At 74.5% G+C, this 18,889-nt stretch carries 16 protein-coding genes and 2 pseudogenes; 11 read left to right on the forward strand and 7 right to left on the reverse strand.

Annotation, left to right across the window (positions count from 1 at the left end):
* Nucleotides 1-37 precede the first annotated feature (37 nt).
* A complete protein-coding gene (locus ABD223_RS23260; protein ID WP_344038523.1) occupies nucleotides 38-244 on the reverse strand; it encodes an MbtH family protein in 207 nt (68 codons plus the stop codon).
* Nucleotides 245-478: 234 nt separating this feature from the next.
* Nucleotides 479-1,624, reverse strand: a complete 1,146-nt coding sequence (locus tag ABD223_RS23265) for a glycosyltransferase (RefSeq protein WP_344038524.1) — start codon at nucleotides 1,622-1,624, stop codon at nucleotides 479-481.
* A 460-nt stretch (nucleotides 1,625-2,084) separates the two neighbouring features.
* Here ABD223_RS23265 and ABD223_RS23270 point away from each other — a divergent pair, with 460 nt between their 5' ends.
* Entirely contained in the window at nucleotides 2,085-3,626 is a 1,542-nt protein-coding gene (locus ABD223_RS23270) for a S8 family peptidase (protein WP_344038525.1), read from the forward strand.
* 176 nt (nucleotides 3,627-3,802) lie between these two features.
* Nucleotides 3,803-5,608 carry a glycoside hydrolase family 15 protein gene (locus ABD223_RS23275; protein ID WP_344038526.1) on the forward strand — a complete coding sequence of 602 codons (1,806 nt, stop codon included), beginning with the start codon at nucleotides 3,803-3,805 and terminating at the stop codon, nucleotides 5,606-5,608.
* Nucleotides 5,609-5,621: 13 nt separating this feature from the next.
* Here ABD223_RS23275 and ABD223_RS23280 read toward each other — a convergent pair.
* A pseudogene (locus tag ABD223_RS23280) lies at nucleotides 5,622-6,552 on the reverse strand (LysR family transcriptional regulator).
* A 129-nt stretch (nucleotides 6,553-6,681) separates the two neighbouring features.
* On the opposite strand from ABD223_RS23280, the pseudogene ABD223_RS23285 reads away from it, so the two are divergent.
* Nucleotides 6,682-7,069 (forward strand): annotated as a pseudogene (locus tag ABD223_RS23285) (Rossmann-fold NAD(P)-binding domain-containing protein).
* 115 nt (nucleotides 7,070-7,184) lie between these two features.
* Here the strand turns inward: ABD223_RS23285 and ABD223_RS23290 are convergent.
* Nucleotides 7,185-8,306 (reverse strand): TIGR03364 family FAD-dependent oxidoreductase, encoded by a 1,122-nt coding sequence (locus ABD223_RS23290; RefSeq protein ID WP_344038527.1) that lies wholly within the window; start codon nucleotides 8,304-8,306, stop codon nucleotides 7,185-7,187.
* Between the two features lie 165 nt (nucleotides 8,307-8,471).
* Between ABD223_RS23290 and ABD223_RS23295 the strand changes: the two genes are divergently transcribed.
* Entirely contained in the window at nucleotides 8,472-9,545 is a 1,074-nt protein-coding gene (locus ABD223_RS23295; protein ID WP_344038528.1) for a zinc-binding dehydrogenase, read from the forward strand.
* Nucleotides 9,546-9,632: 87 nt separating this feature from the next.
* Here ABD223_RS23295 and ABD223_RS23300 read toward each other — a convergent pair whose 3' ends face one another.
* Nucleotides 9,633-10,361, reverse strand: a complete 729-nt coding sequence (locus ABD223_RS23300) for a GntR family transcriptional regulator (protein ID WP_344038529.1) — start codon at nucleotides 10,359-10,361, stop codon at nucleotides 9,633-9,635.
* 131 nt (nucleotides 10,362-10,492) lie between these two features.
* On the opposite strand from ABD223_RS23300, the gene ABD223_RS23305 reads away from it, so the two are divergent.
* The 7 genes from ABD223_RS23305 (at nucleotide 10,493) to ABD223_RS23335 (ending at nucleotide 17,670) form a co-directional block, all read left to right on the forward strand.
* Nucleotides 10,493-12,538, forward strand: a complete 2,046-nt coding sequence (locus tag ABD223_RS23305; protein ID WP_344038530.1) for an alkaline phosphatase D family protein — start codon at nucleotides 10,493-10,495, stop codon at nucleotides 12,536-12,538.
* A 111-nt stretch (nucleotides 12,539-12,649) separates the two neighbouring features.
* Nucleotides 12,650-13,549, forward strand: coding sequence for a phosphate/phosphite/phosphonate ABC transporter substrate-binding protein (locus ABD223_RS23310; protein WP_344038531.1), 900 nt, complete (start codon nucleotides 12,650-12,652; stop codon nucleotides 13,547-13,549).
* A complete protein-coding gene (locus ABD223_RS23315; protein WP_344038532.1) occupies nucleotides 13,549-14,250 on the forward strand; it encodes a phosphonate ABC transporter ATP-binding protein in 702 nt (233 codons plus the stop codon). Before ABD223_RS23310 ends, ABD223_RS23315 begins: the two co-directional genes overlap by 1 nt.
* Complete coding sequence (phnE, locus tag ABD223_RS23320; RefSeq protein ID WP_344038533.1) at nucleotides 14,247-15,080, forward strand: phosphonate ABC transporter, permease protein PhnE; 834 nt, start codon at nucleotides 14,247-14,249, stop codon at nucleotides 15,078-15,080. Before ABD223_RS23315 ends, phnE begins: the two co-directional genes overlap by 4 nt.
* On the forward strand, nucleotides 15,077-15,721 hold the full coding sequence (locus ABD223_RS23325) for a phosphonatase-like hydrolase (protein ID WP_344038534.1): 645 nt from the start codon (nucleotides 15,077-15,079) through the stop codon (nucleotides 15,719-15,721). The genes phnE and ABD223_RS23325 overlap by 4 nt, the downstream gene beginning before the upstream one ends.
* A gap of 183 nt (nucleotides 15,722-15,904) precedes the next feature.
* Nucleotides 15,905-16,501 carry a hypothetical protein gene (locus ABD223_RS23330; RefSeq protein ID WP_344038535.1) on the forward strand — a complete coding sequence of 199 codons (597 nt, stop codon included), beginning with the start codon at nucleotides 15,905-15,907 and terminating at the stop codon, nucleotides 16,499-16,501.
* Nucleotides 16,498-17,670 (forward strand): PrsW family intramembrane metalloprotease, encoded by a 1,173-nt coding sequence (locus tag ABD223_RS23335; RefSeq protein WP_344038536.1) that lies wholly within the window; start codon nucleotides 16,498-16,500, stop codon nucleotides 17,668-17,670. The genes ABD223_RS23330 and ABD223_RS23335 overlap by 4 nt, the downstream gene beginning before the upstream one ends.
* A gap of 83 nt (nucleotides 17,671-17,753) precedes the next feature.
* Here the strand turns inward: ABD223_RS23335 and ABD223_RS23340 are convergent, their stop codons facing one another.
* Together ABD223_RS23340 and ABD223_RS23345 are read right to left on the reverse strand one after the other, a co-directional pair.
* The gene (locus ABD223_RS23340; protein WP_344038537.1) at nucleotides 17,754-18,299 is read right to left on the reverse strand and encodes a hypothetical protein; all 546 of its coding nucleotides are present in this window, start codon (nucleotides 18,297-18,299) and stop codon (nucleotides 17,754-17,756) included.
* Nucleotides 18,300-18,346: 47 nt separating this feature from the next.
* A complete protein-coding gene (locus ABD223_RS23345; protein ID WP_344038538.1) occupies nucleotides 18,347-18,751 on the reverse strand; it encodes a hypothetical protein in 405 nt (134 codons plus the stop codon).
* Nucleotides 18,752-18,889: the final 138 nt, after the last annotated feature.

The following is an 18,889-nucleotide window of genomic DNA, read 5'->3' on the forward strand; positions in this document are numbered from 1 at the left end:
GCGATCAGCTCCCCAGTCGTCGCGTTCGTCGGTCGGGTCAGCCGCGCAGCGCGGCGAGGCTCGCCGGGCGCAGGTCGGTCCAGTGGGTCTCGATGTGCTCCAGGCAGGCGGCGCGGGCGTCCGGGCCGTGCGCCACCTCCCACCCCGCGGGCACGGCGATCGAAGCCGGCCACAGCGAGTGCTGCCGCTCCTCGTTCACCAGCACCAGGAACTCGGCGTCCTGGTCGTCGAAGGGGTTGGTCATGTCGGGGCTCCTCCGCTTGTGGGACAAGAGGTTCGCGTTCAGCGACACTGGAGAAGCTAGGCCCGGGGAGGAGGCGTTTCCGGCAGTGCGAGGGGCAGCTCGGCGGCAGGTTCACCGCGCCTCGGCCGTGCCTGGTCAGGCCCGAACACGACCGACCGCGCCCCCGGCGGGTGGTCGGGGGGCGCGGTCGGGTGGTGGGGAGGCGCCGGGCGTGCCCGGGAAGGGTGAGGGGCGTCAGGCGTGCTCGGGGAGCGCGAGGGCCACGTCGTGCGGTGAGGGCATGGCGGCCACCTCGGCGGCCATCGCCCTGGCGGCGTCGAGCACGGCCGGGTCGGTCAGCAGCCGGTGGGCCTTGGCCGCGACGGCCTCGGCGGTCAGGTCCGCGGCCAACACCTGGTCACCGAGCCCGGCGGCGGTCACCACGTCGGCGTTGCTGAACTGGTCGGCGCCCTGCGGCAGGACCAGCTGCGGCACGCCCGAGGCGAACGTGCCCATGGTCCCGCCGGCGCCGCCGTGGTGCACCACGAGGTCGACGTGCGCCAGGAGCTCCGCCTGGGGCAGCCACGACCGCACGGCCACGTTGTCCGGAACCTCGCCCAGCTCGCCCACCGCGACGCTCGGACCGGTGGACACCAGCACCCTCGCCGCCAGCGCGGCCAGGCCCGCGATGGCGGTGCGCAGCACGCCCGCGTCGCCGAACGCCGTGCCCAGCGTCACGTACACCAGCGGCTCCCGGTGCTCGCGCACCCACGGCGGCAGCTCGCCGGGCTCGGAGAACGGCACCGGCCGCAGCGGGACGACCTCGGCGTGCGGGATCGCGAACCCGGGGTCCTGCACCGACGGCGGGCAGATGTCCAGGTAGGGGTTGCCCAGCGACATGGTGTCGCCGTCGGGCAGGTCGACGCCCAGCTCCGCGGCGACCTCGGCCAGGTTCGCGCGCAGGACCTCGGGCGGTCCCGTCGGCCGCCACATCCGGCCGAACGAGTGGCACACCGCCGGCACGCCCGCGACCCTCGCGGCCAGCCCCGCGCCGGGGTTGCCGATCTCGTGCACGACCAGGTCGGGCTTGCGGTCGGCGATGATCGGCGCCAGGTCCGCGGCGCAGCTGCGCGGCAGGATCGAGCCGAACACCCCCGACACCCGCTCGGGCCGGAAACCGGGCGTCTTCCGGTCCGCGGGGCTCGCGTTGGCCAGGTGGAACGCCGCGAGCATGTCCATGCCGCCCGGGACGTGGTCGAAGCCGTGCGCGGCCGCGACGCGCGCGATGGGGGCCCTGGTCACGAACGTGACGTCGTGACCCACCTCCCGGGCGGCGATCGCGAGCGGTACGAGGGGGTAGGTGTGCCCGTGTGAGCCGAGGCTCGAAAAGAGGATTCGCACCGGGCAGAACGTAGTGAGTTCTCCCCTCGCGGACGTCGGATCCCGCCCCGTCCCTGCGGGCGGGCCGACGTGGCTTCGGGTTGGCGGCCCCCTCGCGGGGCGCGGCCGACCGGGCAACAGGCCAGGGTGGCACCGCCGACGACGGGACCGGACCCGGTTTCACCGTCCTGGCCCAGTGCTGCCAGCGGACCGGACCAAGGGGCGGTGCGGACCTCCGAAATCCAAGCCCCGCAACGGTTACCGTCGGTCACCCGGCCCGCCGGAGGTGGCGTTCGTGGCCGGGTCTGGTCCGGTCACCGCCGTCCCTGCGACCGCAGGGACGGCGGCCGGTGCGGCTGCTCAGTCGAAATCCCGGCGCTGTTCAGCCCCTTCCTGTCCTCGACCGGTGCGCTCGCGCCGGTCCTGTCCGTAGCGTCTGGCCGGTCCGTGATCCACTCCCCGATGCCTCAGGAGGGCAGCGTTGAGATCACGTCCCAGTCCCGCCACGGCGGCGTTCGTCACCGGAAGCTTCGTCGTCGCGGCCGCGACCGCGCTCACCCCGACCGCCTCGGCGGCGACCGGTGAGGTCGTCACCGTCGCCGGCGCCACGGCCGTACCCGACAGCTACGTCGTCGTGCTCGACCAAGGCGTCGCCGCCGCGTCGGTGGTCGACGCGCACGGAGGCCTGATCCGCGACGTGTGGAGCCACGCGTTGAACGGCTTCGCCGTCACCGCCACGCCGCAGCAGGCCGCGAAGATCGCGGGCGACCCCCGCGTCGCGTTCGTGCAGCAGGACGTCGAGGTCACCGCCACCGCCACGCAGAGCCCCACGCCCTCCTGGGGCCTGGACCGCGTCGACCAGCGGAACCTGCCGCTGGACAACTCCTACACCTACCCCGGCACCGCGTCGAACGTCACCGCCTACATCATCGACACGGGCATCCGCACCACCCACTCCGACTTCGGCGGCCGGGCCGTGTGGGGCGCCAACACCAGCGGCGACGGCAACGACTCCGACTGCAACGGCCACGGCACGCACGTCGCCGGCACCGTCGGCGGCGCGGCGCACGGCGTGGCCAAGGGCGTCAGGCTGGTCGCGGTCAAGGTCCTCAACTGCGCGGGTTCCGGCACCACGGCCGGCGTCATCGCGGGCGTCGACTGGGTGACCGCGAACCGCTCCGGGCCCTCGGTGGCCAACATGAGCCTCGGCGGCGGCGCGCAGGCCGCGCTGGACGCCGCGGTCGCCAACTCCATCGCCGCGGGCATCACCTACGCGGTGGCCTCCGGCAACTCCAACGCCGACGCGTGCGGCTTCTCCCCGGCCCGCGTCCCGACGGCGCTCACCGTCAACGCCTCGGACCGCAACGACGCCCGCGCGAGCTTCTCCAACTGGGGCACCTGCACCGACCTGTACGCGCCCGGCGTCGGCATCACCAGCGCCTGGTCGACCGGCGACACCGCGACCAACACGATCAGCGGCACGTCGATGGCCGCACCGCACGTGGCCGGCGCCGCGGCCCTGCACCTGTCGGCGAACCCGGGCGCCACCCCGGCCCAGGTCGGCGCGGCGCTCGTCACCGCGGCCACGCCGAACGTCGTCCAGAACCCGGGCGCCGGCTCGCCGAACCGCCTGCTCCACGTCGACAACGGCGGCACCCAGCCCCCCGCCAAGGCCACCCTCAACCGCTACCGCAGGGGCAACGACCACGCCAGCGCCACGTCGGCGCCCGCCGGCCACGCCCTGGAGGGCCCGATCGGCACGGTCAACACCGCGGCCGGCGCGGGCACCCACCCGATCTACCAGTGCCTGGTCAACGGGTGGGACTACATGACGTCGCTGTCCGCCAACTGCGAGGGCACGACCGTCGTCGGGGTGATCGGCTACCTCCTCGACGCCCCGGCCTCCGGCGCCAACCACCCGATCCGCCGCTGCCTCGTGGCGGGCAACGGCAACCACTTCGACTCGCCCAGCGCCAACTGCGAGGGCCAGGTCGTCGAGGGCCTCCTCGGCTACTCCGCCTGACGTGAGCCCGCGGCGGCCGGGCACCCCTCGGCCGCCGCGCCTCCACGCACATGAACGCCGCCGTGGCGGGTAACCCCGGAGGCATGCGTGCACCCACCGCCACCACCGGGTCCCTGCGGCCGACCGACCCACCCGAGGCCGAGGCCCTCGTCGACCTCGGCGGGAGGTGCTGACCGGTGCCCTCCAAGATCGAGGACTACGCGCTGCTGGGCGACCTCCACACCGCGGCCCTGGTGGGCACGGACGGCAGCGTGGACTGGCTGTGCCTGCCCGCGTTCGACTCGCCCGCCTGCTTCGCCGCGCTGCTGCACGACGTGGACGCCGGCCGCTGGCTGCTCGCCCCCGCCGGCGGCGGCCGCGCGACCCGGCGCCGCTACCGGGGTGACAGCCTGGTGCTGGAGTCCGAGTGGGACACGCCGCACGGCACCGTCCGGGTGATCGACTGCATGCCGCCGCGCGGCGAGGCCGCCGACGTGGTGCGGGTGGTGGAGGGCGTGTCCGGCAGCGTGCCGATGCGGATGGACCTGCGGCTGCGCTTCGACTACGGCAGCGTCGTGCCGTGGGTGCGCCACCACGACGGGGCGCTGGCCGCGGTCGCCGGGCCGGACGCGGTGTGGCTGGAGGCCGGCGTGCCGGTGCACGGCCACGACCTGACCACCACCGCGGAGTTCGAGGTGCGCGCCGGTCAGCGCGTCCCGTTCGTGCTCACCCACACCGCCTCGCACCTGCCGCGCCCGCACGCCGTGGACGCCGAGCAGGCGATCGCCGACACCGAGGACTTCTGGGCTGGCTGGATCAGCCGCTGCACCTACGACGGACCCTGGGCCGACGCGGTCCGCCGCGCGCTGGTCACCCTCAAGGCCCTGACGTACGCCCCGACCGGCGGCATCGTGGCCGCCGCCACGACGTCGCTGCCCGAGCAGTGGGGCGGCCCGCGCAACTGGGACTACCGCTACTGCTGGCTGCGCGACGCCACGTTCACCCTCCAGGCCCTGCTGGGCACGGGCTTCACGGCCGAGGCCCGCGCCTGGCGGGAGTGGCTGGTGCGCGCGGTGGCGGGCGACCCCGCGAAGCTCCAGATCATGTACGGGCTCGACGGCAGCCGCAGGCTGCCCGAGCAGACCCTGCCCTGGCTGTCCGGCTACGAGGGGGCATCACCCGTCCGGGTGGGCAACGCCGCCGCCGACCAGTTCCAGCTGGACGTGTGGGGCGAGGTCCTCGACGGCCTGCACCTGGCCCGCGAAGCGGGCCTGTCGACCACCGACACCGCCTGGGACCTCCAGCGGGCGCTGCTCGACCACCTGGAGGGCCACTGGGACGACCCGGACAACGGCCTGTGGGAGGTCCGCGGCCCGCGCAGGCACTTCGTGCACTCCAAGGTCATGGCGTGGGCCGGGCTCGACCGCGCCGTGCACACCGTGGCCAACCACGGCCTGCCCGGCCCCGTCGACCGGTGGCGCGAGGTGCGCGACCGCGTCCACGCCGAGGTGTGCGAGAAGGGCTTCGACGCCGAGCGCGGCACGTTCACCCAGTTCTACGGCTCGCAGGGCCTGGACGCCTCCCTGCTGCTGATCCCGCGCGTGGGGTTCCTGCCGTGGGACGACCCCCGGGTCCGGGGCACGGTGGACGCGGTGCGCCGCGAGCTGTGCGAGGACGGCTTCGTGCTGCGCTACCGCACCGACGCCGACGGGGGCGTGGACGGCCTGCCCGGCGCCGAGGGCGCGTTCCTGGCGTGCACGTTCTGGCTCGCCGACGCCCTGCACGGCACGGGGCGCGCCGATGAGGCGCGCGAGCTGTTCGAGCGGCTGCTCGACCTGCGCAACGACGTCGGCCTGCTCAGCGAGGAGTACGACACCGCCACCGGCCGCCACATGGGCAACACCCCGCAGGCGTTCAGCATGGAGGGCCTGGTCAACACCGCCCGCCAGCTCGGCGGCGCGTCCACCCGGACCTCGGCGGACCGGGCCGAACAGGCGTTGTGACGGCGCGGTCCGGCTAGGACGCCCGCTCGGCGGCCGCGTCGCGGAGCCCTGCCGCGCCGCGGGGTTCGGCTGTGCCGTCGAGCCCGGCCGCGTCGCGGAGCCCGGCCGCCGTGCGGACGAGTGCGGCGACCGCCTGCGAGCGGCTGCCCGGCGGCCACGCGATCACCGTGGTGACCTCCGGCGCGTCCACGACGGGCACCGCGACGTGCTCGGGCCACTGCCGGGCGCGGCTGGAGGCGGGGATGACGAGCAGCGTCCTGCCGAGCGCCACGAGCTGGGCCAGCTGCGACTGGGTGCGGACCTCCGGGCCCGGACCGTCCGGGTAGGACCCGTCGAGCCGGGGCCACCGGGCGATCGGCAGGTCCGGCACGTCGCGGACGTCCGCCATGGTGAGCCGGTCGCGCGACGCGAGCGGGTGCCCCGCGGGCAGGATCGCGACCTGGCCCTCGACGTGGAGGTCCGCGGTGTCGAACCCGGCGTAGGTCGTCGAACGGGCGGTGCACGAGCGCCACGTCGGCGCGCCCGTCGCGGAGCAGCCCCGCCTGCTCGCCGACCTCGCACAGCAGGACCTCGACCCGGGTCGCACCGAGTTCGCCACCCAGCGCGTCGAGGAGCCGGCGCAGCAGCTCGTGGGACGCCCCGGCCTTCGACGCGAGCACCAGCGGCCGCTCCGGGTCACCGGCACGCCGCGTCCGGCGCGCGGCGGCGGCGACCGCGGCGAGGGCCGCCCGGGCCTCCCGGAGCAGCACCCGACCCGCGTCGGTGAGCGCCACGCCGCGGCGGTCCCGGTCGAAGAGCCGGACGCCGAGCCGCCGCCCCAGGTGGCGGATGGCGCGGGAGAGCGGCGGCTGCGCGATCCCGAGCCGGTCGGCGGCGCGCCCGAAGTGCGACTCCTCGGCGACGGCCACGAAGTACCGGAGCTCGCGGGTTTCGAGGTCGTCCACGGGCGCAGCCTGCTGAACCGACGAGACCTCGGGTCCGCCGCGAACCCGTCCCGAACCGACCACCGGTACCCGGCGGGTATCACAGCGGACCGATCCGGTGTTGGACGGCGGGCGCGCGGCCCGCCGAGCATGGGCCACGTGGAGGACACGAAGACCGCGCTGGTCACCGGCGCGAACAAGGGAATCGGTTTCGCCATCGCGCAGGGCCTCGGTGCGATCGGTTTCACGGTCGCGGTGGGTGCCCGCGACCGTGCCAGGCGGGAGCGGCGCCTCCGGGCGGGTCGACGGTGGCGCGCAGGGCCCGACCACGCTCGACCTCGACGTCGTCCGCACCGTCCTCGACACGAAGGTCATCGTGAACGCCTGCTGCCCCGGCTACGTGGCGACCGACTTCACCGGCTTCGCCGCGCCGCGGACGCCGGAGCAGGGCGCCGCGGTCGCGATCAGGCTCGTCACCCTCCCGGACGACGGCCCGCGGGGCGGCTTCTTCGACGACGGGGGCGTCGTCCCCTGGTGACGAGCGCGAGCGGGCCGACGACCACTGGTCGTGACGGCCGCCGGGATGAGCGCGCGCACCGGACCGAGGTCCGGTTCCACCACCTCCGTCGCCCCTGCGACGCGGCCGAGGAGATCTAGGCGCTCCCGGGGTGGTGTGCGCCGAGCAGGTCGTCGAGGACGGCGGGCGCGAGGCCGAAGGCGGTGGTCATGCCGATGCCGGAGGTCACGGAGACCACGCGGGTGGCGGGGTGCGGTGCGGCGGTGAGGAACTCGGTCGGGGCGGAGGCGTAGACGCCGGTCCAGCGGCGGCGCACGGTCAGCTCCGGCACGCCGAGCAGGCGCGCGGCCTCGCGCAGCACCAGGTCGTCGACGTCCTCGTCCAGGAACGGGTCGTGGGTGAGGGCGTAGTGGTGGGTGTCGCCGACGACGAGGTTGCCGTCGGGGCGCTGGGTGATCATCAGGTTCATCGCGACGTCGAGCAGTTCGGGGCGCTCACGGGTGATGCGGGCGCGCACGTCGGCCGCGGCGGCGGTGCCGGCGAGGCCGGGGTAGCGCAGCATCGACAGTCCCGACAGGACCGCCGGGGCGATGGCGCCACCCCCCGGCGGGGCCACCTCGACCATGCGCAACCGGCAGCGCAGCAGGCCGGCGGCGTCGGCGAGGTCGGGCAGCAGGCGGTCGACGTCGTGGCCGACGGCGACCACGGTGGCGTTGGCGGCGAACGTGCCGCGCGTGGTGCGCACCGCGCCGGGTTCGACGCCGGTCACGGTGGCGCGCCAGTGGAACTCCACGCCCTGCCCGGCCAGCCAGGAGGCCAGGGCGGGCACGGCCTCGCGCGGGTCGACGCGCAGGTCCAGCGGCAGCAGGGCGCCGCCGAGCACGTCGTCGGCGAGCAGCGGCAGGTCGATGTCGCGCCGATCGAGCAACCGGACCCGGTCGTCGGCCCGCGCGGCGGCGAACTCGGTGAGCACGGCCAGTTCGTCCTCGGCGCGGGCCAGCACGACGGTGCCCGCCTCCACCACCCCGAACCCCGCCCGCGGCGCGAGGTCGAGCCACGTGCGCCGCGCGACCCGGGCGAGGTCGAGCGCCCGCCCGTGCTGCGCGGTGGTGCAGATGTGCCCGAAGTTGCGCACCGACGCGCCCACGGCGCGCTCGTCGCGTTCCAGCACGACCACGCGCAGGCCGCGGCGGAGGCCCTCGACGGCGTGGGCCAGGCCGACGATGCCCGCGCCGACGATCACCAGAGTGGGTTTCACGCCGGCCACCCTGCGACCGCGCGTCCTCCTCCACAAGGCATTCGGCCCAATTGTAGAGACAAGTTCGCGCCCTGTTCACCTGTTTCGGAGGTCGGGACGGTGATTGCTGTGACTTAGCTATACAGGTCGTTGTTCGCGGCGGGGTGGCGTGCGAGGGTGTGCCCCATGAGTTCCGCGATCGCGCCCGGTGGCGCCGTTGCCGTCGGCTACGCCCGGTGGGGCGGTGTCGGCGAGCCCTTCACCCTGGTCGACGCGGCCACCCCGCGCACGCCCGGACCCGGTGAGGTGCTGGTGCGGGTGGACCTGGCCACGGTGTGCGGCAGCGACCTGCACACCGTGGCCGGCAGGCGCCCCTCGCCGGCGCCCGCGGTGCTGGGGCACGAGCAGGTCGGCACGGTCCTGGCCGTGGGGGAGGGCGGTGCCCGGTGCGTGGGCGGCGCGCCGGTGGCGGCCGGGATGCGGGTGGTGTGGTCGGTGACCGCGTCGTGCGGTGACTGCGACCGGTGCGGGCGGGGGCTGCCGCAGAAGTGCCGGCGGCTGCGCAAGTACGGGCACGAGCCGCTGGACGAGGCCGCGCCGCTGACCGGCGGGTTCGCCACGCACTGCGTCCTGCTCCCCGGCACGGCGGTCGTGGCGGTGCCCGACGACCTGCCCGACGCCGTGGCCGCGCCCGCCTCCTGCGCCACCGCCACCGTGGCCGCCGTGGTCGCCGCCGCCGGTCCGCTGGGCGGGCGGCGCGTGCTGGTGACCGGCGCGGGGATGCTCGGCGTCACCGCCGTGGCGATGGCGGCGCACGCCGGCGCGCACGTCGTCGCGGTGGACCCGGACCCGGCGCGGCGCGCGCAGGCGGCCCTGTTCGGCGCGGCCGAGGTCGCCGACACCGCGCCGGACGAGGTGGACGTGGCGCTGGAGCTGTCCGGGAAGCCCTCGGCGGTGACCGCCTGCCTGCGTTCGCTCGCCGTGGGCGGCACGGTGGTGCTGGCGGGGTCGGTGTCGCCGGGCGAGCCCGTGCCGCTGGACCCGGAACGGGTGGTGCGCGGCCTGCACACCGTCGTCGGCGTGCACAACTACCGCCCGGAGGACCTGCGGGCGGCGGTGGACTTCCTGTCCGCCCACCACCGCGCCCGGCCGTTCGCGGACCTGGTGGAGGGCGCGTTCGGGTTGGACCAGGTCGACGCCGCCTTCGCCGCGGCCCGGACCTCGGCGGCGATGCGGCAGGCCATCGCGCCTCGGCGGTGAACCCCCGCGGGAGGGCCGGGGCGCCGCGCGCCGGTCGCCTCCGCGAGGAGAGCCGGACCGGGGCCGGCGGTGCCCCCCGGGTCCGGGTCAGAGCGCCGCGCTGCGGGAGTTGCGGGTGTTGGTGACGGTCACCGTCGCCACGTCGGGCCGGTAGCGGTCGTCGGACCACTCGATCGGCGTGCCCGACGAGTCGGTGGTCAGGCGGCGCTCGCGCAGCAGCGGCGCGCCCTCGGGCACGTCGAGCAGGCGGGCGTCGAGGGCGTCGGCGGCGACGGCGTCGAAGGTGTGCCGGGCCGAGTGCAGGTCCACGCCGCGGTCCAGGAGCAGGGCGTAGATCGACCCGGCGTCGAGGTCGGCGTCGAGCAGGGGGCGCCCGACCGCCTCGACGTAGGTCATGCGCTCCAGCATCGCCGGCCGCCCGTCCAGCAGCCGCAGCCGGACCAGCTGCACCACCACGTCGTCGGGGTCGACGCCCAGCACGGCCGCGACGGTGGGTTCGGGGCGGCGCAACGCGATCTCCTGCAACCGCTGGCCCGGTTCGTGCCCGGTGATCTCGGCGCGGCGGGTGAACGACAGGAACGACTCGAACGGCTGGGCCGGCACGGCGTCGAGCACCACGGCGCGCTTGCCCTGGCCGCCGCCGATCAGCCCTTCCTCGCGCAGCGCGGACAGCGCCTGGCGGACCGGGCCGCGGGAGGCGGAGAACTCCTCGCACAGGCGCGCCTCGGACGGCAGCGCCGCGCCGACGGCGATCGCGCCGGCGCGGATGCGCTGCCGCAGTTCCGAGGCGATGACCCGGTGCAGGGGGATCGTCATGGCTTGACTCTACAAGTCGACCCCGCTGGGGAACCGGTTCGGTACGAGGCGTGAACAGGTTATGACTTGTAGATACAGGTTCTTGTGGTGCTCCGACCCCGTGCCGCATGGTCCTCGCCGAGGAGGACACCATGACCAACGAGGGAATCCACCGCAGGTCGTTCCTGGTCGGCGGCGTCGCCACGGCCATCACCGCGACCGCGACCGCCACCGCCGAGGCCCAGGCCGCGCCCAGGGCCGCGGTGCTGGAGTTCACCGACCAGTGGACCAAATCCACCGGGCTGGCCGAACTCCTGCGCCGCGCCGGGTTCACCGTCGTGCCGCTGGACACGACCAAGGCGGCCACCGCGCAGGGCGTCGACCTGATCGCGTTCGGCAGCTTCACCAACAACGACTCCCGCTACACCGGCTACACCGCCGCCCAGGCCGCCTCGCTGCGCGAGTTCGCCGCGAGCGGTCGGGTGGTGCTGGACCTGGCCCAGTCCGACCAGTTCGGCGCGGCGGTGCCCTACCTGCCCGACGGCACGGCCGCCGTGCGCACCGACTCCGACTACGACACCGTGTACCCGACCGCCGCCGACCACCCGCTGGTGGCGGGTCTGCGCGTGGTGGAAGGCCGCCTGTTCACCGGCCGCGCCACCGGCATCCGGGTCAGCTGGGAGACCGTGCGGTCGTGGCGGTCGATGCGGGTGCTCATGGCGTGCGCGGCGACCGGCGCGCCGCCGTGCCTGCTGGAGGCCGCCCACGGCACGGGCCGGTTCCTGGTGGGCAGCCTGACCGTGGACAAGTGCTTCGACACCGCGGGCGCGCCCGTCCAGCCCGCCGCGGCGGTGCAGGACAGCGTCGCGTTCTTCACCAACCTCGCCGGCTACGTGCGCCGGGTCCGGGCGGGCACCGCGCCCGCGGTCGTGCCCACGCCGATGCCCGCGGAGGCGGCGGTGGGCCCGCTGGTCGGCCACGTCGACGAGACCACCGCCCGCCTGTGGGCGCGTCCCGGCCTGGACCCCGTCGCGTTCCCGACCTGGGTGTGCACCGTGCGCGCCGGGACCACGACCAGGACGGCCACCGCCGCCCTGTCCACCGCCAACGACAACACGCTGCTGGCCACCGTGACCGGCCTGCGCCCCGCCACCCGCTACGAGTACTCGATCGCACCGCAGGGCGGCGCGCCGGGATTCGCGCCGTTGACCGGGTCGTTCACCACCTCCCCGGCGGCGGGCGCGCCCGCGGTGGTCACGATGGGCCTGGGCTCGTGCGCGCCGTCCACGCCGAACACCGTGTGGACGCGCATCGCCGACGAGGGCTGCGACAGCTTCGTCATGCTCGGCGACACCCCCTACGTCGACTCCGCCGACCTGGCCGTGGCCCGCGCCAGGCACCGCGAGTTCCTGGCGCAGCCCGAACTGGCCCGGCTGGTGCGGTCGACGCCGATCTGGGGCACCTGGGACGACCACGACTTCGGCGGCAACGACTTCCACGGCGACCACAGCGGCAAGCGCGCCAACCGCACCGCGTTCGTCGACTACCGGGCCAACGCCACCTTCGGCCACGCCGCGAACGGCGCGCAGCTCACCGACCGCAGTGACGGCGAGGGCGTCCACACCTCGTTCCGGCGCGGACCGGTGGAGGTGTTCCTGATCGACCCGCGCTGGTTCAGCCGCACCGAGCCCAGCTGGGCCGACCCCGCCAAGCCCACCTGCCTGGGCCGGGTCCAGTGGGACTGGCTGCGCGCCCGGCTGCGCGCGAGCACCGCCACGTTCAAGGCCCTGGCCACCGGCATGATCTGGGACGACAAGGGCAACGCGGAGAAGGACGACTGGGAGACCTACGCCCACGAGAAGAACGCGATCCTGGACCTCATCGCCGCCGAGCGCATCCCCGGCTGCTTCCTGATCGGCGGCGACATCCACGTCTCCCGCGCCCTGAACTACGGCCCGCGCGTCGGTTACGACCTGTGGCAGTACATCGTCAGCCCGCTGCACGACCGCACCATCCCGTCGCTGAACACCCCGCACCCGAACCTCGTGCACAGCGCCGTCGAGCCGCACGTGTTCCTCAAGCTGGTGGCCGACACCACCGTCTCCCCGGCCACCCTGACCGCCACGTGGATCACCCGCGACGGCCGGCGGCTGTTCGAGGTGCGCCGCACCGCCGCCGACCTGGGGCACCGGGTCTGACCGGCAGGTGAACACCCGACGACTTGTCAATACAAGTCATTGACCCTGCTCGGAGCGGCTGCGACCGTTCCGTCGAACCCAGTGAACCACCGCCCCACACCGGAGCCCACCGTGCCCGTCCACCGTCTCGCCCTCGTGGCCGGCCTCGCCGCCGCCCTCACCCTCACCGCCTGCGGCGCCGACGCCGAGCAGGCGTCGCCCACCTGCCCGAACGGCGCGATCCGCTTCGGCGTCGAGCCGTTCGAGGACCCCGCCCGCCTCACCCCGGCCGCGCGGGTCCTCGCCGACGCCCTGTCGAAGTCCCTGGACTGCCCGGTCGAGCTCACCGTGACCGAGGACTACTCCGCCGAGGTCCTGGCCATGCAGAACGGCCGGCTCGACATCGGCATCTTCGGCCCGCTCGGCTACGTCTTCGCCAACAAGCGCGCCAAGGCCGAGGCCATCGCCTCCTTCGGCGAGTCCGACGGGGAGCTGTCCAGCTACACCGCCGGCATCTGGGTGCCCGCCGATTCCGACATCACCACCGTCGAGCAGCTCCGCGGCCGCTCGCTGGCGCTGGGCTCGGTCGGCTCGACCTCCGGGGACGCCCTGCCCCGCAAGGCCCTCAAGGACGCCGGCATCGCCGAGTCCGAGGTGCGGATCAACTACGCGGGCGGCCACCCCGAGGCGCTGCTCGCCCTGGTCAACGGCTCGATCGACGCCGCCGAGATCAACTCCCAGCAGCTGGGCAGCGCCACCGACGCCGGCGCCTTCGACCCGTCGAAGTTCCGTCGCGTGTGGACCTCCGAGCCGATCCCGAACGACCCCATCACCGTGCGCGGCGACCTGCCCCAGGAGTTCAAGACCGCCGTCAAGGACGCCCTGCTGGGGCTGCCGCCGGACGCGGTCGCCGAGATCGGCGCCCTGCTCGACGTCGACCCGCCCGGCCCGCTGGTCGCCGTCGACAAGTCCACCTACCAGCCGCTGTTCGACCTCGCCGAGACCATGGGCCTGACCGAGGAGGACGCCTGATGCTCGCGCTGACGGACATCACCGTCCGCTACGGCGAGCGGCCCGTCCTGCACGGCGTGGACGTCACCGTCGCCCGGGGCGAGCTGCTGGCGGTGTTGGGGGCCAACGGGTCGGGCAAGTCGACGCTGCTGCGCGCCGCCGCCGGGCTCGTGCCGGTCGAGGAGGGCCGGGTGACCGTCGACGGGCGGCCCCGCGACCGGCTCGACCTGGCCGTGGTGTTCCAGCGCATCCACCTCGTGCGCCGCCGCACGGTCCTGGACAACGCGTGCGCCGGCGCGCTGGGCCGGCTGCCGCTGCGCTCCTCCCTGCTCGGGTTCCCGCGCGAGGTGCGGGAGGAGGCCATGGCCTGCCTGGACCGGGTCGGCCTGGCCGACCGCGCCCACGACCGCGCCGGCAGCCTGTCCGGTGGCCAGCAGCAGCGCGTCGCCGTGGCGCGGGCGCTGTGCCAGCGCCCCCGCGTGGTGCTGGCCGACGAACCGGTCTCCGCCCTGGACCCGGCGGCCTCCGAGCAGGTGCTCGCGCTGCTCGCGGAACTGGCCCACCTCGAAGGGCTCGCGGTGCTCGCCGTGCTGCACCAGCCCGCGCTCGCCGCCCGCCACGCCGACCGCGTGGTGGGGCTGCGGGACGGGCGCGTCGTCCTCGACGGCGCGCCCGACCAGCCCGTCGACTCCCTCTACCAGGTCCTGGAGGCCGTGTCATGACCGCGGTGGACGGTGCGCGCCGCCTGCCGGTGCCGCCGAAACCCCGCCGCCCCAAGGCCCTCGCCCTCGGCTGGGCGCTCACCGCGCTCGTGGTCGCGGTCCACGTCGTCGCCTGGGACGCCACCGAGGTCTCCTTCGGCGCGCTCGCCGACGGGTGGCGCGGCATGGCCGACTTCCTCGGCGAGGCCGTGCCGCCGGACCTGTCCTGGCAGGTGCTGGGCCCCAGCCTGGAATCGGCGCTGGTGACCCTGTGGATCGGCCTGCTGGGCACCACCCTGTCGGTCCCGTTCTCCCTCGCCCTGGCGCTGCTCGCCGCACGCGGCACCGCGCCCTCGACCTGGGCCTACCAGGCGGCCCGGTCGGTGCTGTCGTTCCTGCGCGCCGTGCCCGACGTGGTGTTCGCGCTGATCTTCGTCACCGCCGTCGGCCTCGGCCCGTTCCCCGGCGTGCTGGCGCTGGTGTGCCACAACGTCGGCGTCATGGGCAAGCTGTGGGCGGAGGCCCTGGAGGACGCCGACCCCGGCCCGTCGCTGGCCCTGCGCACCGCGGGGGCGAACCGCGTCCAGGTCGCCGCCCACGCCCTGCTGCCGTCCGTGCGGCCGCAGCTGGCGGGCCTGCTGATGTACCGCTTCGACGTCAACGTCCGCTCGTCGCTGGTGCTCGGCCTGGTCGGCGCGGGCGGCATCGGCTTCCTGATCAACCAGTCCATCAAGCTGTTCAAGTTCGACGAGATGCTCACGCACATCCTCGTGGTCGTGGTGCTCGTCGTCGCCGTGGACCGGCTCTCCGCCGCCGTCCGCCGCCGACTGTCCGAAGGGGACCACGCATGATCACCCTCGCCGCGCTCGACATCGCCGGCACCACGGTGGACGAAGGCGGCGCGGTCTACCGCGTGCTGTCCGCCGTCGTGGCCGACGACGGCGCGCCCGATGTCGACGTCCGGCCCTGGATGGGCGCGGACAAGAGGGAAGCGCTGGCCGCCCTCACCGGCCGGGCCGACGTGGAGGAGCTGCACGCCGAGTTCGTCACCCGCCTGCACGCCGCCTACGTCGCCGAGCCCCCGGCGCCGCTGCCCGGTGTGCCGGAGGCCCTGGCCGCGCTGCGCGCGTCCGGCGTGCGCGTGGTGCTGACCACCGGCTTCGACCGCCAGGTCACCGACCCCCTGCTGGAGGCGGTCGGCTGGCGCGTCGGCGAACACCTCGACGGCGTCGTGTGCGCCTCCGAGGTCGCCGGCGGGCGGCCCCGGCCGCACATGATCCACCGCGCCATGGAGCTGACCGGCGTCGCCGACCCCGCGCACGTCCTGGCCGCCGGCGACACCGTCCTCGACGTCCGCGCCGGCCTCTCCGCCCGCGCCGGCATCGTCGCCGCCGTCCTCACCGGGGCCCAGACCCGCGCCGAACTGGAGGCCGAGCGCCCCACCCACGTGCTGGCGGGGGTGCGCGACATCCCGGCGCTACTGGTCGGGTGAAATCGCGCCGCCCGTCATGCGGTGAGAATGCACCTTTGGTATATGGAGAACTCCGGGTATCGCCTGCGTTGCCTGTGGTGAAAATTGTGACGTGACGTTCCACCGGTTGCCGGAAATCTTTGTCGGTGCACATACTGCTTTCGTCTGAGTGGTGGGTTCGGGAACCGATCACGGAGGTGGCGGTTGAACGACGAGTCGAGTGCGGATTCCGCGGAGCTGCCCGAGTTGCCCCGGCGGGAGCCTTATCGGACGTGGTTGGGCTCCCTGGTCGTCGTCGCGATCATCGTGCTGCTGGTCGGCACGCTGGTCGTGGTCGACGGCACCACCTCCGGCGCGGAGGAGATCCCGCCCGGCACGACGATCGAGGTCGGCGAGGGCGTGACCTACGTGCCCGCGGACGGCTGGTCCATCATCCGCGAGGGCACCACGCCGGGCAGCACCTCGCAGGTCGCGGGCCGGGGCGGCTCGATGACGGTGCAGGCCGGCGAGTGGGACGGGACCGCCGCCGAGGAGGTCGAGCGCACCCGGCGCAGGATCCTCGCCGACACCTCGCTGCGGATCGTCGGCGAGGGCTCCTTCCACAGCGCCGGGGGCCTGACCGGCACGCGGTTGGCCTACGTCGGCCCGCACGCGCAGGGCCGGGCGTGGGTCGCGGTGGACGAGGACGCCGACGTCTCGGTGGTCGTCTTCGCGCCCGGCGCCGCCGAGACCTCCCGGCAGGTCTCCGGACAGGTGGACGACATGGTCGACAGCATCCGGATGGCGGGAGCGGGCTCGTGACACACGCGAAGACGACACCGGAACTGCCGGCTCCGATCGGCGTGGACGGATTCTTCCAGCCGCGCAGGGTGGCGTTCTGGGTGCTGGTGTTCTTCATCGCCAACGGCCTGTTCTTCGAAACCACCCAGCTGTTGACCGCCTACCGGATCGTGCCGACCGCGGTGCTGTTCGGCGTGTTCGCCTGGACGCTGTACACGATCCCGGTGCTCCTGTTCTTCCGGTCGCTCGACCTGTTCGAACAACACCCCGCCCTGGGGTTCGCACTCGCTTTCGCCTGGGGTGGTTTCGCGGCGACCTACCTCGCGATCCCCGCCAACGGCGCGATCTTCTCGCTGGCGTCCAAGCTGGGCGGTCCGCAGTTCGGCGCGGACTGGGGGGCGGCGCTGGCCGGGCCGATCGTCGAGGAGACCCTCAAGCTGCTCAGCGTCGTCCTGCTGGTCCTCGTCGCGCGCACCCAGTTCCCCACCCTGCTGTCGGTGGTCGCCACCGGCGCGGTGGTCGGCCTCGGCTTCCAGGTCCTGGAGGACCTGTCCTACTCCCTCAACGCCGCCATCGCGTTCCCGATGGACAACGAGGTGCTGCCGGTGGCGCTGGTGTTCGGCACCCGCGGCATCGTCAGCGGCATCTGGAGCCACGCCATGTACACGTCGATCACCGCGTTCGGCGTGGGCTACTTCCTGACCCGCCGGCACAAGCCCCTCGCCCAGCGGCTCGGGGTGGCGGTCGCCGCCTACGCGGTGGCGTTGTCGGTGCACTTCTTCTGGAACTCGCCCTTCTTCTCCGACCTGAACTTCTTCGTCTCGGTCCTGATCAAGGCGATCCCGGTCGCGGTGATCGGTGTCCTGATCTGGCGGCTGGCGGGCAAGGACGAGGGCGCCTACCTCAAGGTGCTGGCCGAGCGCTTCGTCGCCGACGACCTCATCACGCCCGAGGAGCGCGCGGGCCTGCCGTCGCTGCTGCGCCGCCGCCAGGCCCGCAAGGCGGTGAAGGAGGCCCACGGCCGCAAGGCCGCGCACGCCCTGCGGGAGCTGCAACGGGAACAGGTCCGGCTGGTCATGCACCACGGCCGCCAGGGCGCCGGCGCCGCGCTCGCCGACCACGAGTACGCCGTGCGCCGCGCCCGCGCCCGACTGGACGCCCTGACCGGGGACCACCACGCCCGGGTCTGACCGGGGGCGTCGACCCGGGACGCGGCGGAACCCCGACGCCCCGACCGGGGACCGCCACGCCGGCGCCGGGGCGTCCCCACCGCTCACCGGTGACAGGTCTGCCCGGCGCGGCGCAAGTCCACCGTGGTGATCACGGTGCCGTCGATGGAGTAGAAGCCGTAGGTGTTGGACGTGTCGAGCGGCACCAGGTAGCCGAACTCGTTGCGCACGGCCGACGGGTACACCTCCGGCACCCGGGAGGGCAGGTCGCCGTTGCCGACGCCCTCGACGGTGCCGGGGCCGCGGGAGATGATGATCGACGAGACCCGCCGGTCCCGGTCGAACACCACCGAACCCCGCAGCGGCATCGTGAAGTCGTGGTAGGCGCACGGCTGCGCGTCGGGACTGCTCCGGCGGCCGATCAGCCCGGTGGCCTCGACCTCGGCGAACGTCGAGCCGATCCTGATCGGGCCGAAGCCGCCGTGGTCGAGCGCGGTCGGCGGGTCGGCGAGCACCGTCTCGGTGACGGTGCTCACCGCCACCACGCCGTCGACGTCGGCGCCGGCCGTCGGCGGCTGCTCCGGCGCCGCGGTGTTCGCCGTGCAGCCGGTCAGGGCGGCGACCAGGGCCGCGGTGGTGATGAGGCGCATGACGGGACTCCGTTCGGTTGGTGTGGTGCGGTGTGGGCTGAAGAGCCTCACCCGCACGGGTGGTCCTCGGTCTCGACGTGCGCGGCGGTGACCAGTCCCGCCTCGACGGCGAAGGTGTAGCGCCAGGCGGGCCGGCCCGGCATCGGAACGGCGAGACCTCCCGGGGCGGGGTGCGCGGCGGCGCCGTACGCGGCTCCCACCTCGGCGGCGGGCGACCCGACCCGGATGCCCGCGACGGTTTCCGCGGAGCGGGGGAGCGTGACCCGGACGACGCCGCGCCCCGGTGCGACGACGACCGCCGCACCGTCCTGAGCCGGGTGCCGCCGGCAGCCGCCGGGCAGGTCGGTCGGCGCGCCCAGCAGCCCCGTGGCCAGTACCTCCCGCTCACCCATGCCCAGGCGCAGCTCCCCGAAGCCGGGCGGCGGCGCGACGGTGACCGTGACGGTCTCCACGACGTCGGGCGCGGCGGGCTCGGAACCCGCGTCGCGCAGGGCCGCCGCGGCGACCCCGCTGCCGGCGAACCCCCGCGCCGAAGTCGGAGGCCAAGCGGGCTTAGGAAGACAATCTCACACATCAACTCCTTGGGTCCC

This window comes from Saccharothrix xinjiangensis, assembly GCF_039527585.1.
In the GTDB taxonomy this organism is placed as follows: Bacteria; Actinomycetota; Actinomycetes; order Mycobacteriales; family Pseudonocardiaceae; genus Actinosynnema; species Actinosynnema xinjiangensis.

What these genes read in the sequence shown, in the direction of transcription:
- ABD223_RS23260 (WP_344038523.1), bottom strand. Translation starts at nt 244, where the DNA reads ATGACCAACCCCTTCGACGACCAGGACGCCGAGTTCCTGGTGCTGGTG.
- ABD223_RS23295 (WP_344038528.1), top strand. Translation starts at nt 8,472, where the DNA reads ATGAGTTCCGCGATCGCGCCCGGTGGCGCCGTTGCCGTCGGCTACGCC.
- ABD223_RS23300 (WP_344038529.1), bottom strand. Translation starts at nt 10,361, where the DNA reads ATGACGATCCCCCTGCACCGGGTCATCGCCTCGGAACTGCGGCAGCGC.
- ABD223_RS23305 (WP_344038530.1), top strand. Translation starts at nt 10,493, where the DNA reads ATGACCAACGAGGGAATCCACCGCAGGTCGTTCCTGGTCGGCGGCGTC.
- ABD223_RS23315 (WP_344038532.1), top strand. Translation starts at nt 13,549, where the DNA reads ATGCTCGCGCTGACGGACATCACCGTCCGCTACGGCGAGCGGCCCGTC.
- phnE (WP_344038533.1), top strand. Translation starts at nt 14,247, where the DNA reads ATGACCGCGGTGGACGGTGCGCGCCGCCTGCCGGTGCCGCCGAAACCC.
- ABD223_RS23325 (WP_344038534.1), top strand. Translation starts at nt 15,077, where the DNA reads ATGATCACCCTCGCCGCGCTCGACATCGCCGGCACCACGGTGGACGAA.
- ABD223_RS23340 (WP_344038537.1), bottom strand. Translation starts at nt 18,299, where the DNA reads ATGCGCCTCATCACCACCGCGGCCCTGGTCGCCGCCCTGACCGGCTGC.